General features: G+C 73.1%; 14 protein-coding genes and 1 pseudogene. 5 read left to right on the forward strand and 10 right to left on the reverse strand.

All coding sequences use genetic code 11. The features are described from left to right. Positions 1-47 precede the first annotated feature (47 nt). The 3 genes from ACZ34W_RS34950 to ACZ34W_RS34960 form a co-directional block, all read right to left on the reverse strand. Complete coding sequence (locus ACZ34W_RS34950) at positions 48-983, reverse strand: ADP-ribosylglycohydrolase family protein (protein ID WP_465609956.1); 936 nt, start codon at positions 981-983, stop codon at positions 48-50. Positions 984-1,196: 213 nt separating this feature from the next. Then, positions 1,197-1,727: an HAD domain-containing protein gene (locus tag ACZ34W_RS34955; protein WP_465609958.1), complete on the reverse strand. Its 531-nt coding sequence runs from the start codon at positions 1,725-1,727 to the stop codon at positions 1,197-1,199. 482 nt (positions 1,728-2,209) lie between these two features. Further along, positions 2,210-2,539 (reverse strand): MazG-like family protein, encoded by a 330-nt coding sequence (locus tag ACZ34W_RS34960; protein WP_465609960.1) that lies wholly within the window; start codon positions 2,537-2,539, stop codon positions 2,210-2,212. 535 nt (positions 2,540-3,074) lie between these two features. On the opposite strand from ACZ34W_RS34960, the gene ACZ34W_RS34965 reads away from it, so the two are divergent. Together ACZ34W_RS34965 and ACZ34W_RS34970 are read left to right on the forward strand one after the other, a co-directional pair. Beyond that, positions 3,075-3,632 carry a hypothetical protein gene (locus ACZ34W_RS34965; RefSeq protein WP_465609962.1) on the forward strand — a complete coding sequence of 186 codons (558 nt, stop codon included), beginning with the start codon at positions 3,075-3,077 and terminating at the stop codon, positions 3,630-3,632. A 437-nt stretch (positions 3,633-4,069) separates the two neighbouring features. Then, complete coding sequence (locus ACZ34W_RS34970) at positions 4,070-4,492, forward strand: DUF5959 family protein (protein WP_465609964.1); 423 nt, start codon at positions 4,070-4,072, stop codon at positions 4,490-4,492. 239 nt (positions 4,493-4,731) lie between these two features. On the opposite strand, the gene ACZ34W_RS34975 is transcribed toward ACZ34W_RS34970, so the two are convergent. The 5 genes from ACZ34W_RS34975 to ACZ34W_RS34995 all read right to left on the reverse strand — a co-directional run bounded on the left by ACZ34W_RS34975 (position 4,732) and on the right by ACZ34W_RS34995 (position 9,385). Beyond that, positions 4,732-6,018, reverse strand: coding sequence for an MFS transporter (locus ACZ34W_RS34975; protein WP_465609966.1), 1,287 nt, complete (start codon positions 6,016-6,018; stop codon positions 4,732-4,734). Then, positions 6,015-6,554: an ArsR/SmtB family transcription factor gene (locus ACZ34W_RS34980; RefSeq protein WP_465609968.1), complete on the reverse strand. Its 540-nt coding sequence runs from the start codon at positions 6,552-6,554 to the stop codon at positions 6,015-6,017. The genes ACZ34W_RS34975 and ACZ34W_RS34980 overlap by 4 nt, the downstream gene beginning before the upstream one ends. Before the next feature lie 570 nt (positions 6,555-7,124). After that, on the reverse strand, positions 7,125-7,667 hold the full coding sequence (locus ACZ34W_RS34985) for a Pycsar system effector family protein (protein ID WP_465609970.1): 543 nt from the start codon (positions 7,665-7,667) through the stop codon (positions 7,125-7,127). 212 nt (positions 7,668-7,879) lie between these two features. Continuing rightward, the gene (locus tag ACZ34W_RS34990) at positions 7,880-8,476 is read right to left on the reverse strand and encodes an NADPH-dependent F420 reductase (protein WP_465609972.1); all 597 of its coding nucleotides are present in this window, start codon (positions 8,474-8,476) and stop codon (positions 7,880-7,882) included. A gap of 87 nt (positions 8,477-8,563) precedes the next feature. Then, the gene (locus ACZ34W_RS34995; RefSeq protein ID WP_465609974.1) at positions 8,564-9,385 is read right to left on the reverse strand and encodes an inositol monophosphatase family protein; all 822 of its coding nucleotides are present in this window, start codon (positions 9,383-9,385) and stop codon (positions 8,564-8,566) included. Between the two features lie 139 nt (positions 9,386-9,524). Here ACZ34W_RS34995 and ACZ34W_RS35000 point away from each other — a divergent pair, with 139 nt between their 5' ends. The 3 genes and pseudogenes from ACZ34W_RS35000 to ACZ34W_RS35010 all read left to right on the forward strand — a co-directional run bounded on the left by ACZ34W_RS35000 (position 9,525) and on the right by ACZ34W_RS35010 (position 11,343). Beyond that, a complete protein-coding gene (locus tag ACZ34W_RS35000; RefSeq protein WP_465609976.1) occupies positions 9,525-10,430 on the forward strand; it encodes a LysR family transcriptional regulator in 906 nt (301 codons plus the stop codon). Positions 10,431-10,613: 183 nt separating this feature from the next. Further along, positions 10,614-11,021, forward strand: a pseudogene (locus ACZ34W_RS35005) (SAM-dependent methyltransferase); the annotation flags it as partial. Between the two features lie 130 nt (positions 11,022-11,151). Further along, on the forward strand, positions 11,152-11,343 hold the full coding sequence (locus ACZ34W_RS35010; RefSeq protein ID WP_465609984.1) for a hypothetical protein: 192 nt from the start codon (positions 11,152-11,154) through the stop codon (positions 11,341-11,343). A gap of 322 nt (positions 11,344-11,665) precedes the next feature. Here the strand turns inward: ACZ34W_RS35010 and ACZ34W_RS35015 are convergent, their stop codons facing one another. Both ACZ34W_RS35015 and ACZ34W_RS35020 read right to left on the reverse strand, forming a co-directional pair. Beyond that, a complete protein-coding gene (locus tag ACZ34W_RS35015) occupies positions 11,666-12,499 on the reverse strand; it encodes an ABC transporter permease subunit (protein ID WP_465609978.1) in 834 nt (277 codons plus the stop codon). Continuing rightward, complete coding sequence (locus ACZ34W_RS35020) at positions 12,496-13,437, reverse strand: ABC transporter ATP-binding protein (RefSeq protein WP_465609980.1); 942 nt, start codon at positions 13,435-13,437, stop codon at positions 12,496-12,498. Before ACZ34W_RS35020 ends, ACZ34W_RS35015 begins: the two co-directional genes overlap by 4 nt. Between the last annotated feature and the right edge of the window lie 346 nt (positions 13,438-13,783).

Genomic DNA, 13,783 nt, shown 5'->3' on the forward strand with positions numbered 1-13,783 from the left:
TCGACGACGGTGCCACTCGCCCTCCGGCCCTCCGGGGCCACGGAGTGTCAGGCCGGTTCCTCCGCCTCCGACTCGGCGACCCAGGCGGGCAGCGGCTCGCGGCAGGCCAGCCAGGCCTGCGGCACGTCCGCCAGGCCGGTGCGGGCGGCGACGACGCCGCCGGTGATGGCGCAGGTGGTGTCCACGTCGCCCAGGCCCTCCGCCGTGGTCCAGAGGGCGTCGGCCAGGCTGTCCAGGTGATGCGCGGCGGACCACAGGGCGAACGGGACGGTGTCGCTCGCCCGGACCCGCTGCCCGTTGCCGAGCAGGTCGGCGGCGCGCCAGGGCTCGGTGGCGGCGGGCAGCTCTGCGGCCAGGCGCAGCCCGTCGCGGACGGCACCGGCCGGGGTGCGGTCCGCGACCTCGGCCAGCAGGTCCGCGCCGGCCGGCGCCGGCCCGGAGCGCCCGCGCGCGGCGAGGGCCGCTCCCAGGGCCACGGCCACCGCGCCGGCCACGCCCTCCGGATGCGCGTGGGTGACCTCGGCGGACAGCGCCGCCTGCTCGGCCGCCTCGTCCAGGTCGGCGCAGAACCAGGCGCCCAGCGGAGCCACCCGCATCGCCGCGCCGTTGCCGAGGCTGCCCTGGCCGTCGAACAGCGCCCGTGCGGCGGTGCGCCAACTCGCCGGGTCCGCGCCGAGTTCGGGCAGCAGCAGGTGCATACCGTACCCGTAACCGCGCCCCTGGTCCGCCCGGTAGGTGGCCGCGAAGGCCTGGGCGAGCCGCTCCTGGTGGACCGCGTCGAAGGCGGTCAGGATCCCGTAGACCGACAGCGCCATCGCGGTGTCGTCGGTCCAGTGCCAGGGCCCCTCCTCCGGGGTGCGCCGGGCCCGGATCTGTTCGAACGCCTCCTTGGGCGAGCGGAAGAGGGGGAACCAGCGCTCCCCGAACCCGTCCCCCAGAGCCAAACCTTCCAACGAGTCGCGAGCAGCGGAAATGGTCGTCATCCCGGCATCCTGACAGCCCCTTCGGTCCTGCCGCAGCCGGTTTCCGAGCCGTGGCGCCACTGGCCGGTCAGGCCACTTGGTCGCACCCTGCCGGCGGACGGAGCCGGCCCGATACGCAACCGCCCCGGGCTGAGCCTCGCCGATCACGCCGGTCCCGCCGTCCCGGCGGTCGACGGGACCGGCCACCTCACCGCCCGTAGCCCAGCAGCCGCCTCAGACCTCGCGCAGCCAGTGGTCGAGCGCGGCGTAGTCCGCGTCGGCCAGGCCCCAACGGGGGTCGACGCGATGGAGGAGGGCCCGACCGCCGTGGTGCGCCGACATCCAGGCCCGATCGATGTCCGTGATCTCGTCGTCGACCCAGGCGAAGGGGCGGCCGGCCGCCCAGTCGAGCAGGGCGCGGGTCTTCCAGTGCAGGCCGTCCAGCTCGTCCTGCTCGTCCTGGTCTGTCGGCTCGGGCCAGGTCACCACCGGCAGTTCCGGCAGGCCGATCAGCGGTGCGACGTACTCGTTCGCCTCGGCCATCCAGGTCGTGGCCCACACCAGTTCGCACGGCAGCGCCGCCAAGCGGCGCCCATGCGCGGGATCGATCCTGGCCAGGAGCGGATTCGCGTCGGCCCCCCGCAGTCCGGTAGCCGTCCGAAACGTCGGATAACCGTCCGGAAGCTCCTGCGCGGTGGCCCCGAACGGGATCAGCGGTCCGTCGACATCGAGGAAGAGCAGCGGACGCTGTGCAGAACTGGTCATCGCTGCACGATAGGGGGTCCTGCCCCCACCGGGGCCTCCTCCGCAGCCCGGAGCCTGATACCGAACCGCCGCCACGGAAGGGGCCGAAGCGCCGACGGGTGGTCCGGGGACGGCCGATCTGGCCGGACGGACCCTGGGCGGGCCGGTCGGCCGGATCGAGTCCGCGGTGAACCCGCCCGGGCCCCGGCCGCACGTGAAGCTCCAACGGTTCGACCCGGAGGGCCGCAGGGCGCCGGTCCCGAGATCCAGGTCAGCACCGACGACGTCGACTTCGGCCGACGACCGAGCGTCACCGGCACGATCGCCGGGGCCGCCTGGTGGTGTGAGCGGGCGCGGGCTCCGACCAGCGGATCCGGGCCCGGCGTTTCCGGTTCGACGGGACGAAGGCGTGCGACGAACTCACGAAAGCCGGGTTCCGCGAGAACCCGCTGGTGAAGCGGATATCCGGGGACCACGCGACCCCGTGCGCAGCGACCCGGTGGTCAGTCCGGGGCGCCGCCGGCGGTGTCGCGGGCGGCGACCCGGCGCAGGTGCTCGTCGAAGAAGCGGCGGGGGTCGCCCCCCATGCGGGCGAGCAACACCAAGGCGGTGAGCGCCACGTCGCAGGCCTCCTTGCGTACGTCGTCCCAATCGTGCGAGAAGCCCTTGCGGGGGTTGGCACCGAGCGCGCCGATCACGGCCTCGGCGACCTCCCCGGCCTCCTCCTGGAGCTTGAGCGCCTGCAGCGTCCAGCGCTGTTCGTCGCTGCGAGCGGCATGCGCATCAAGCCTCTGCGCAAGGGAGTTGACGATGTTCCAGGTCTCTTCTTCCATGGATGAGGATCCTGCCCCTGTTCGAATGGGCCGATCAAGCCGACCGGCATTCCTGGAGGTTCACGGCGAGCCCTGGTCTTCTCGATTCTCCGGCGGTCCCCCGGCAGGTCGGGCACTGCTTGCGGCAGCGCAGCCGGCCACAGCACCCGGCGGGACCAGGCGTAGCCAGGTGATCGGTGATCGTCTCGGTGGTCCGGGCGCAGCCTCCGTGGTTCCTCGGTCATGTGCCCGGACGAGCCGCCCCGGCACCGGGTCCGCAGGCGGCGACCCGACGGGCCGCCTGGTCGAGGCCTTCGAGAGGGCCGACGACCGGGCCTTCGTCGAAGCTCCCTTTCGCTTAGCAGGTGGTTCTTCATGGGCTCTGCGGAGCAACGGAGAAGGCGAAGCCGGGGTCTGGCCTGATGCCGCTTCCTCTGACGGGCCGGGCCGGCACAGCCGTCTCCCCGCCTGCCCCGCGCTTCCGAACGTTCGGCGACGCCACCGATCGGTCCCGGCGTAGGCTCTCCGATGATCACAGCAGTCACGAGAGGTGGACATGGGCCAGAAGATCATTCGGTTCTCGGACCTGACCGGCAAGCACGTCGAGAACGACGGCGACCTGGTGCGCGTCGTGGTGCGCCAGCACCCCGACCTGGAGGGCGGACCGGTCGAGATCGAGGCGCTGGCGGAAGAGCTGGCCCCGGTGGAAGAGCTGGCGCTCGACCTGGTGACGATCGAGCTGCACTTCCCGGACGCCGACGAGCCGGAGACGGTGGTCCTGCAGGCCGAAGCGTTCGACCGGCTTGCCTCGGCCGCTCCGATGGCCGACGTGCTGCGCGGCGCCAAGCGGGTGGCCCGGACCGTCCCGAGCCAGGCCCCGGTGCCGACGGGCGCCAGGGAGCGGGTCAACTACGCCAGCCTGGAGCACGCCGGCAGGCCGCACAAGGGCCGCACCACCGACGCCGAGAAGCGGCTCGTCCAGCAGCACCTGGACGAGATCAACGCGCGGCTGGTCGCCGAGGGCACCCGGACGATCGACCTGGGCAACGCCGAGCACGTGGCACGGTACGGCCTGGAGGCCCTGGCCCACGAGCGCGGCACGACGCTCGGCTGACCGGGGACCAACCCGCCACCAGGGCCGGCACAACACCGGGTCTGCATCCGGTCCTGCTCGACCCCGTGGTGACCGGGCTCGGCCGCCGACGCAGCTCGCGCCCGCCGCGTCGGCGGCCGGGTCCGGACCGCTGGTCGGGCCGGCCCCGGCGGCCGTGGGGGTCGCGCGGTGCGACGCCGCGTCGTCGGCCCGGCCGGCAGCGCGTTACGTCCGCGGGCGCGAGCGCCTCGCGAGTTCTGTAGCCACCCGGCACCGGGGGGCTCGTCGGCGGGGCGGACGGCTGGGCGGATCACCGTCGAGAGCGGTTGTCGGTGGCTTGGGAGAGCATCGGGCGATCAGATTCCTGCCGGTGGCGTGTTGGCAGGCGAGAGCGGCATCGGGTGTGTCGGTGCCGTTCGGAATGATGCCCTTGTTCGAGATCGAGCGAGAGGGCCGCAATGGACAACGACGAACTGGACGATCTGGTCCACCTTGCCGACCCGCCGGGGACGAGTGGTCATGTCGTCGCGTTGCGGGTGCTGAAGCGATCGAATCCGGGGGGTGAGCTCCTGGACTGTGAGTTCGTCGTGTCGACGGAGACCGTCACCGGCAGGTTCCCGGTGGGAGTCTCTTCCTTCGACCTGGACCGCTGGGAGGAGGCGCTCATCAGTCTCGCCGGGCACCGGTTCGTCTCGTGGCTGAACTCCGGCCGAACGGTCGAGCTGAGGATCAAGCCGCTCAGTCCCGGCGCGATCGGGGTGTCGATCAGCGACGCCCCGTCCTCGCAGGTGACGGTCAGCCTGCCAATGTCCCCTCCGGCCGGCTGGATCGCGGACCACCAAGCGCGTCTGGTGAAGGCCCGACAGGTCCTCGCGGGCTGACTGGCTCCTGGCCGGCCGTCAGCGGGCGGCGCGGCCTGCTGTTCGGCTCGGGTCCTGATGACGGCCAGGCGGAAGGAATCTACGTCACCCTCGCACCGGGACCCGACCGGACGCTCACCCTCACCCTGTCCATCCGCGGCGTCGGCATCGGGTACACCCCGAAATCCGCCCGGCCCACGGCTCAAGGCGGGCAGCAGCGCCGTCGTGCGCCCGACTGGCTCGACGGCCTCCGCGGAGGCCTACGCGGCACCCTCGTGAACGAGCTGCCGGGATCCCGGGTGGGCCGGATCCTCGGCCGGGGCGGCGGCGCGCAGTGCCGCCTCGACCTGGCGGTTGCTGGTCATGGTCGCGGTGACGGCGGTCATGGTGAGGAGGAGACCGGCGGCGGTGTAGAGCGGGGTGCGTACGTCGTAGGTGGTGGCCAGCCAGCCGCCGAGGAAGGCGCCGAACGGGGCGGCGCACATGGAGAGCATGCGGGAGGTCGAGGCGACCCGGCCCATCAGGTGGGCGGGGACGATCGTCTGGCGGAGGGAGGGGGCGAGCACCATCGTGGCGCCCATGCCCGCACCGCAGACGGCGAGGGCGAGGCCGGCGACGTAGGGGTTCGGTGCGGCGGCGAGGACCAGGACGGCAAGCCCTTCGAGGGCGGCCGTGCAGGTCAGTGCGGTGCCGGTGCCGAGCCGTCGGCCGAGGAAGGAGGCGATCCCCGCGCCGAGCAGACCGCCGGTGGCCTCCGCGGTGAGGAGCAGGCCGAAGCCGAAGGCGCCGATGCCGAGGCGGTCGTGCGCGAAGAGGGCGAGCACGGTCTCCACGGCGAGGAAGGCGATGTTCCCGACCGCCGGACGCAGCGCGAGTCCGAGCAGCAGCTGGTTCCGGAAGACGTACGAGGCGCCGTCCCGTGCCTGCCGCAGCAGCGACTCGCGGGCCTGTGGCAGGGGCCGCGGCGCGGCGGGCAGCGAGCGTACGAGCAGTGCGGAGAACGCGAACGACACCGCGTCGGCGAGCAGCGGAACCGCCCGTCCGAGCGCGAGCAGGGCGCTGCCCGCGGGCGGTCCCGCGAAGCCGGACGCGGCGGTCTGGGCGCCGCGCAGGCGGGAGTTGGCGCGCTCCAGGAGTGCGGGGTCGCGGCCGAGCAGGTCCGGCAGATAGGCGGTGGCGGCCGTGTCGAAGAAGAGTCCGCCGAGGCCGAGCAGGAAGGCGACCGCCGCGAGCAGGGGAACGCTCAGCAGGTCGAGCGCGGCCGCTGCCGCCGGCATCGCGAGGAGCACCGCACGCCCCGCGTCCGTCACCCACATCGTGCGCCGACGGTCCCAGCGGTCCACCAGCGCACCGCCGAGCACCCCGAACAGCAGCCACGGCAGCGTTCCGGCGGCAGTGACGACGGCGAGCGCCATCGGATCCCGCGTCAGCGTCAACGCGAGCAGTGGCAGCGCGGCATGCGTCACGCCGTCACCGAGCGAGGACACCGTCTGCGCGGTCCACAGTCGTCCGAACCCGGCCGGCAACTTCCGAAGATCTGAGGTCACTTGGCGTCTCCTTCGGCCTGCACACGGGTTGCCGGGTGGAACAGCGCGAAGACGAGCGACGCGTCCGGCAGGGACGGATCGGACAGCTCCCGGTACTCGTCCGCCAGCGCTTGCAGCCGCGCCCCCAGCTCCGTGAACTGCTCCTCGGTGAGCCGAAGGTGCGCCATCCGCACGTGCCGCTCGCCATCGACCGGCGCCGCCTCCAGGTCCGCCACCGCATGCCGCATCAGCATGTCCGGCCCTCCCTCTCCCGGGTCCGGCAGCACGATCGACCGCGCGGCCATGGCGTAGTACCGCTCGGTGACCCCTCGGACCTTCCGCGTCCGTACCACCTTCACCAGGCCGGCCCGCTCCAGCAGCCGCACGTGGTAGCTGGAGCTCCCCTTCGCAAGGCCCACCCGCTCGGCGATCTGCGTGATCGTCGCGGGCTCGAAGCGGAGCACGGCCATGATCCGGTGGCGCGTGAGGTTGGAGACGGCGCGTAGCTGCTCGTCCGTGGTGACGTGGAACGTCTCGGGAAGATCATCGGTAGGCATGGGTCCAATGGTCAACGTTTCTTGACCATTGGTCAAGGGATTTCGCACGGGCGCCCGGGATCGGCCGTTCAGCACGCGGGGCCTTCGCTCCCGCCCTCCCCTCGCCGCCGCGGCGCCCGGGCTCCTTCGGCCCCGTCGCGAGCGCTCAACCAGCCCTCGCCCGTCGACGACCGTCGGCCCCAGATCGAAAAGGCCTCGGCGGCCTTCACGTGCACCTTCAACAACCTGGGTGGTTCAACGAACCCCCGATCGTCCCCTTCTGTCACAACTCCGTTTGTGAGAAGGGAACTTGACCTCAAGACGTTCGGACTCCAGGTCGCCGATCCGCCGATGCGGAACGCGATCCGCGTCGGAACGCGCGAGTGTCCTCCCTGGCAGACAGAAGCTCGACCGCCGGCTCGATGCCCTCACCGAAGCCAGGCCGCCGGACGCCGAGACCTCGCCGGACAGCGCGGTGGCCTTCCTTGAACGCGTGTCAGCCCTGGCCGGCAGTCGTGCGGACCGGCATCTCGACCTGTGGTGCTGGTACTTCACGCCCTGACCAGGCTGCCGAGCGGTCGCCGCGGGGCCTCAGGCCAGGGCGGTGACCAGTCGCGCCGCGGCCATGACGACCAGGAGGGCCGCGCCGGCCAGCAGGCACTGCGTCGCGCGCTGCATCCTTCTCGCCCTGAGCTGGTGGACGCTGATGCAGCGCCACAGCTCCAGGACCGCGGAGTCGGCCGCCGCCTCCACGCTCTGAGCGGAGAAGCCGGACCGGAACTCCTCCGGTGAGCCGAACGCACCTACGGTGTCGCCGTAGCCGAAGGCGATCGGAACCGGGAAGCCGGCCGGCCGCGACATGCCCGGGAGCCTACGGAACCCGGTGAGCACCGAGGCCGCCAGGGCCGCCGAACCCGCGCTCACCACCAGCGCGAGGAGCGCGGCAGCCCCGATCACCGGCGACACGTCCGACGACGTCGCGCCGGAGGCGAACACCACACCCGTGATCACGAGCGCGTCCGCGCTCAGGAGCGTGCCGGCCCGATTCACCAGACCGAGACGCAGTCCGTCCGCCCGCGTCAGGTGCCACTGGGCGAGCTGCAGTCTCTCCTCCGCGCGTAACTCCCCGCTCACCGCTCTCCCCCGTCCCCGCACCGCACCGCGAGGACATCCCCGCCGTGCAACAGACGCTTCCCCCGCCACCGCAAGCCCAACCCACTCCGGGGCCGGACCGGGCGAATCACGACGTCCAGGACACGGAGCGCGGGGACGCCGGCCGAGCGGATCGGCCAGCACCGCACCGGGACACGGTGCGGTGCTGGCCGGAGCGGTGCGCTGTGCCCGGCTCAGCGGGCTATCGAGATCGCGAAGGGCGAGAAGCCGTTGGCGCGGATCACGTGCGGTACGAACAGGATCGCGGCCTCCGTGGCGCGGGCGGTCCGGATCCCGCCGAGATCGGTGATCCACTCGTCGTGCCAGCCGAGGTCGTTGAGCAGTTCGCGGACGGCCTGCTTGGCTTGCGGGTCCTCGCCGGAGAGGAAGGCGTCGGGTGCCCGGGTGAGCATGGCCGGTGCGGTCATCACCGGGAAGAGCATGGTGTTGAGGGTCTTGACGACATGCGTTCCGGGGAGCGCTTCCTGGAGTTGCTCGGCGAGGCTCGATCCCGGGTGGAGCAGTTCGCCCGGCAGTCCGTCCGGTCCGTCCGCGGTGGCGTTGGAGACGTCGACGAGGATCTTGCCCCGGAGTTCCTCGCGCAGGGCGGTGAGCCGCTCCAACGAGCCGTCGCCCGGGGTGGCGTTGATGACGATCCGGGCCGTGCGGGCCGCGTCGGCGGCGGCGCCCGGCGTGCGGTCCGCCACGGTCACCTCGTGTCCGGCCCGGGTGAGGGCGGCGGCCAGGTTGCCGCCGACGCGGCCGTTGCCGAGAACTGCGATCGTGGTCATGGGGAGGGGGTCCTTCCGTTCGTACGGGATCGTGGTGGTCGAGGTGCGGGTGGTCCTGGCGCGGTTGCTCGTGGTGCGGGGGCGCGCTCAGCGCGAGAGCGTGGTGACGGCCTGGGCGTGGACGCCGGGCGCGGCGGCCAGGAAGCTCTCGCTCAGCGGGGTCCAGGGGCGGCCCTGGGCGTCGGAGATCCGGCCGCCGGCCTCGGTGACGAGCAGTGCCCCGGGCAGCAGGTCCGCCCGGGCGCCGGCGAACTGCCAGAAGGCGTCGATCCGGCCGGCGGCCACGTTCACCAGGTGCAGGGTCGCGGGCACGGCGGTACGGACGACCAGCGCGTCGAAGAGCATCGCGGTGATCGAGGAGCCGACGCGCCGCACGACCTCCTCGTTCTCGTCCGGCCGGGCCTGGCTGGTGGCCACGATGCCCAGGCCGAGGTCCGCGGTCGGGGAGACGTGCAGCGGCCGGCCGTCGAGGTGCGCGCCCGCGCCGGCGAGCGCGGTGTAGGTCTCGCCGGTCAACGGCAGGTGGACCACGGTGAGCACCGGCCGGTTCTCGCGTACCAGGGTCGCGGTCACCGCCCAGTCCGGCAGGGCGTGCAGGTGGTTGACGTTGCCCTCGGCCGGGTCGACGACCCACCACTCGCCGGGCGGCAGCGCTCCGCCGTCCAGCTCGTCCTCCACCCACCCGGCCTCCGGGCGCAGCTGCGTGAGGCGGGGGCGCAGGACGTCGAGGGCCGTGTCGTCGTTGGCGGCGAGCGCGTGCATCAGCTCCTCGCGGGTCCGGTAGTGGACCACGTCACCGAAGCGTGCGAGCAGCGCGGAGCCGGCCTCGCGCACGGCGATCGCGACCTGGGCGAGCAGGTCGGCGTCGGAGGCGGCGACGGCGGTGGTGTCCTGAAGCATCGCGGACATGGCGGAACTTCCTTTCCCAGCAGAGGTGATGAGGGCCGGTCGGGCCGAGCGGTCCGTTGCGTCCCGCGCTCACATCTCGAAGGTAGACAGCCCGGCCATTAACCACAACTGCATGTCAAGCACGGCTAGGATTACTCCCATGCAACTGGATCTGAATCTGCTCGCCGCGCTCGACGCGCTGCTGGAGGAGGGCAGCGTGACCGGGGCGGCCGCGCGCCTGCACGTCACCGCCCCCGCGATGAGCCGCAGTCTGGGCCGGATCCGCCGTACGACCGGGGACCAGATCCTGGTACGCACCGGCCGCACGATGACCCCGACGCCGTACGCGATCGCCGTCCGGGAACAGGTGCACGAGCTGTTGCACCAAGTCCAGGGGGTGCTGGCGCCGAGCCGTGAACTCGACCTCACGACACTGGAGCGCACCTTCACCCTCCGCTGGCACGACTCCCTGGTCGCCGCGAGCGGCCCCGCCCTGCTCGCCGCCGTCCGCGCGCAGGCGCCGGGCGTGCGCCTGCGCTTCCTCGCCGAATCGAGCGGCGACACCCCCGGGCTGCGACGCGGCGAGGTCGACCTGGAGGCGAACGCCAACCGCCCGGCCGCACCGGACATCCGTGCCGAGAACGTGGGCGAGACCCCCCTCGTCATCATCGTGCGGCACGGACACCCCCTCGCTCGCGTCGGAGCCGTCACCGCGCAGCACTACGCCGCCGCCGAACACATCACCGTCTCGCGACGCGGAAACCTCGCCAACGCCCTCGACGACGCCCTCGCCCGGCTCGGCCTCAGCCGCCGCGTCGTGGCGAGCGCGCCGACGGAAGCGGCCGCGCTGGAGTTCGCCCGCGGCTCCGACGTCCTGGTCAGCGTCCCGGAAGCCACCACACGCGCCGCGGTCGCCGACCTCAGCCTGGTCGCCCTACCCCTGCCGCTCGAACTGCCGTCGGCACCGGTCTACCTGTCGTGGCATCAGCGCCACGACAACGACCACGCCCACGCCTGGCTGCGCGGGCTGGCACGGACCGCGTTGGCCGCCTGCGCAGCGCCGTAGCCGGCACCGTCCGGGCCGCTCCACCCGCGTGAGCTACGTGGTTCCCTCCACCCGGCCCCTTGGAGCGGTCATCTAGGCTGGCGCGGTGACCGATGAGCGGGGCAGGCGCAGCCGTCGGGAGCATGGGCCACGGCGGTGGGGGTGGCCAGGGTGCGAGCGCTGGAGACCGCGCGGGAGAACGCGCAGGTCGACACCGCCGCGCCACTGGACTTCAAGGCTTCGGTACTGCGCCAGGAGCGGGCCGTCGCACGCTGCGATCGGATCACCGTCGCGGTGGATCTGCGCGAGGACTGGCCGGGCGCGCTGGCCGCCGCGGGGCACGACCCGGCCGCGCCGACGGTGTGGATCGCCGAAGGACTGCTGATCTACCTGCCCGAGGGCGCGGTGGAGCTGTTGCTGGCCCGGATCGGCGCACGGTCGGCGGCGGGCAGCCGGATGGGGCTGATCTCGGGCTCGCGTGGCGTGATCGAGCGCTTCGGCGCGGACGCCGTGCCGGGGTCGGCGGCGTCCCTGTGGGTTTCGGAGATGCCCGACGACCCGGTGCGCTGGCTCGCCGGGCACGGCTGGGAGGCCGACTGCCACACGCTGCGGCGGTGCCACGACCGCCGGTGTCACGACCGCCGCGCTCACGACCACCTCCGCGAAGGCGACCGTCAACCCCGCGTTCTGGCTGATTCCCGACCGCGAGCACCCGGGGAACTCGGGCGAGTGGAACAAGTGCATGGCCAAGGAGCTGGGCAAGAGCATGGTGGAAGGCGCAGCCAAGGCCGCCCTGCTGGGTGCCCTGCGAGGCGGCCAGCTCGGCGCCGCCGCCGGCCCCGAGGGGGCGGCGGGCGCCGCCCTGGGGATGCTGACCGGCACCGTCACCGGGCTGGGAAAGGCGTACTACGTCCGCGGTACCGACCCGGGCTGATTCGCACGCACACCGCACGCGGGTGCCACCCACCGACCGATCGAGTCGGCGAGCGGCGGGCGGGCCGACCCCGGGCGGCTCCCGGAGACGACCTGGTGCCGCCCGTCGCCATGGAGGCGCAGCCGCCCGAGCAGTGCGGCGTACCGCGTGCCACGTCGACCCGCCGCCACGGGGCGACTCGTGGATTCCCCCTTCAGTCACCGGTGGCTGAAGGGGGAATACGACCCTGGCAGAGGGCATCCGGACGTGACCGTGCCCGCCGACGCACCCGCTACTCCTCGCTCGACAACTGCTCCGGCCTGCGGCCGTGGCCGCCAGCCCGTCAGATCGCGAGGTCCCGGCGGTTCAGCAGCCGGAAGGCCGCTGTCAGGCCGGCCAGGCCCACGGCGGGCAGGACCGCCAGCGAGGTCCAGGGAACGGTGCCGTGGGCGAGGGCGTCGCCGGGTGTGTAGTAGTGGAAGGGACTGAGGTAGCGCAGGGGGGCGGCCGGGGACCAGGCCAGGGCGACGAAGTTCAGTGCGAAGCCGACCGCGCCGAACGCCACGGTCGCGCCGACCACGTGCGCCCGGCGTCGGCTGACCGCCGAGACGGCGAGCACCGGGCCGGTCAGGCAGAGCGTGAAGGCGCAGCCCAGAAGGCCGGCGGCGAAGACCCCGCCGACGGGGACGGCGTCGCGCAGGTCCGGTGAGAGGGCGACCCCCGCCGCGATGGTGGCGGTGGCGGCCGCGTTGAGCAGGAACGAGACGGCGGCCAGGGCGGCCGTACGCTCGGCGAGCAGCCGGCGGCGGGCGAGCGGCCGGGTCATCAGGAGCTCGATGGTGCCGGATTCGACGTCGGCGGCGACCGCGGCCGCGCCCAGCGAGCCGATGGCGGTGAGCTGGAGGGCGATCCAGAACGGATGGGTCAGGCCCGCGCCGAGCAGCCCGGCGTAGCTGGCGAGGGACACGTCCCCGTTCGAGCCGCTGAACGCCTTGAAGGCACCGGGCGGGGTCCGGCCACCGCCGAACAGAGCGGAGGGCGGAACGGTACTGGTGATCACCACGATCAGAGCCTCGAAGACGACCATGCCGAGCAGGAGCGCCGCCAGCATCCGGCGGCGACGGTGCAGGGCAAGCCAGACCAGCGGCAGTCGACGGCTGACGGTACCGCGGTTCATGCCCCCTCCCCCGTGCCGTCGGCGGTCTGCCCGGATGCGCGGTAGAGGTCGAGGAACGCCTCGTCCAGGCCCGCCTCCTCGACTGTGAGGTCGCCCACCGGCAGGTCGGCGAGCAGCCCGCGAACGGCTGTCACCACCTCGTCGGGAGGCACCAGCAGCTCCACCCGGGAGCCCTCCCAGCGAGGCGACCAGCGTTCGGCGGCGCCCAGGGGCCGAACACCCTGCCCGTCGGTGAGGAGCAACGTGATCCGTCGGGCCCGGGCCCGGCGCAGGCCCGCCACCGACTCGACGGTGACCACCCGGCCGCCGCGGACGATCGCGACCCGCCCGCAGGCCCGCTGCACCTCGGGCAGCACATGGCTGGAGAGCAGTACGGTCCGGCCGGCCGCCGTCTCCTCGGCGAGGATCTCGAAGAAGGCCTCCTGGACCAGCGGGTCCAGCCCCTCGGTGGGTTCGTCCAACACCGTGAGGGCGGGGCGGTGCTGGAACGCCTGGACCAGACCGAGCTTCTGCTTCATTCCTCGCGAGTACTCCCCCACCGCCCGATGGAGGTCACCCGTCGACAGGTTCAGCCGGGCACAGAGTTCGGCCTGCCGTGGCACCGGGGTCCCCTGGAGGGCGGCCAGCAGGTCGAGGGTCTGGCGCCCGGTCAGTTCGGGGTAGAGCCGGAGTTCGCCCGGGAGGTAACCGATCGCGGGCGCCAGGAGGCGGTGGTCGGCGACGGGGTCAAGACCGAGCACCCGGACCTCCCCGGTGGTCGGCCGCAGCAGCCCGACCAGGCAGCGCAGCGTCGTGGTCTTCCCCGCGCCGTTCGGACCGAGCAGCCCGAACACCTCGCCCGTTCCGACCTCGATGTCCAGCCCGTCGATGCCGACGGTCCGGCCGTACCGTTTGGTGAGTGACCTGAGCTCGATCGCCGCGGCGCCGGTTTCGGGCATGACCCCACCTCCTGTGGTGACCGCGGCTCCATGGTGCCCGCACCGAACCTCCGCCAACCGCGGAGCCCTCTCCACCGTCCCACGTGGAGCGCCCCGCCCATCCGGGCCGATCGGCCCGACCTCCGGCCCCCTCGGCCCTGTTCCGGCCGGGCCTGGGAGGTCCCGCCCCCGGACAGCCAGGGGCCGGGACCTCGGATTCCACGGCCCCGGCCCGGCGGTCGGGGCCCGGCCACTCCGGGCGGTCACCGTGCGGTGATCCGGCGGCCGCTGGTCTCGTCCGGGCGGACGCGCACCCACAGGTCGCGGCCGCCGCCGGCCCAGGGGGTGCTCCCCGGCAGCTCCTTGA

The organism is Kitasatospora sp. NPDC022856 (assembly GCF_055561235.1).

What these genes read in the sequence shown, in the direction of transcription:
- ACZ34W_RS34965 (WP_465609962.1), top strand. Translation starts at nt 3,075, where the DNA reads ATGGGCCAGAAGATCATTCGGTTCTCGGACCTGACCGGCAAGCACGTC.
- ACZ34W_RS35000 (WP_465609976.1), top strand. Translation starts at nt 9,525, where the DNA reads ATGCAACTGGATCTGAATCTGCTCGCCGCGCTCGACGCGCTGCTGGAG.
- ACZ34W_RS34960 (WP_465609960.1), bottom strand. Translation starts at nt 2,539, where the DNA reads ATGGAAGAAGAGACCTGGAACATCGTCAACTCCCTTGCGCAGAGGCTT.
- ACZ34W_RS34990 (WP_465609972.1), bottom strand. Translation starts at nt 8,476, where the DNA reads ATGACCACGATCGCAGTTCTCGGCAACGGCCGCGTCGGCGGCAACCTG.
- ACZ34W_RS34950 (WP_465609956.1), bottom strand. Translation starts at nt 983, where the DNA reads ATGACGACCATTTCCGCTGCTCGCGACTCGTTGGAAGGTTTGGCTCTG.
- ACZ34W_RS34955 (WP_465609958.1), bottom strand. Translation starts at nt 1,727, where the DNA reads ATGACCAGTTCTGCACAGCGTCCGCTGCTCTTCCTCGATGTCGACGGA.
- ACZ34W_RS34995 (WP_465609974.1), bottom strand. Translation starts at nt 9,385, where the DNA reads ATGTCCGCGATGCTTCAGGACACCACCGCCGTCGCCGCCTCCGACGCC.
- ACZ34W_RS34980 (WP_465609968.1), bottom strand. Translation starts at nt 6,554, where the DNA reads ATGCCTACCGATGATCTTCCCGAGACGTTCCACGTCACCACGGACGAG.
- ACZ34W_RS35015 (WP_465609978.1), bottom strand. Translation starts at nt 12,499, where the DNA reads ATGAACCGCGGTACCGTCAGCCGTCGACTGCCGCTGGTCTGGCTTGCC.
- ACZ34W_RS34970 (WP_465609964.1), top strand. Translation starts at nt 4,070, where the DNA reads ATGGACAACGACGAACTGGACGATCTGGTCCACCTTGCCGACCCGCCG.
- ACZ34W_RS35020 (WP_465609980.1), bottom strand. Translation starts at nt 13,437, where the DNA reads ATGCCCGAAACCGGCGCCGCGGCGATCGAGCTCAGGTCACTCACCAAA.
- ACZ34W_RS35010 (WP_465609984.1), top strand. Translation starts at nt 11,152, where the DNA reads ATGGCCAAGGAGCTGGGCAAGAGCATGGTGGAAGGCGCAGCCAAGGCC.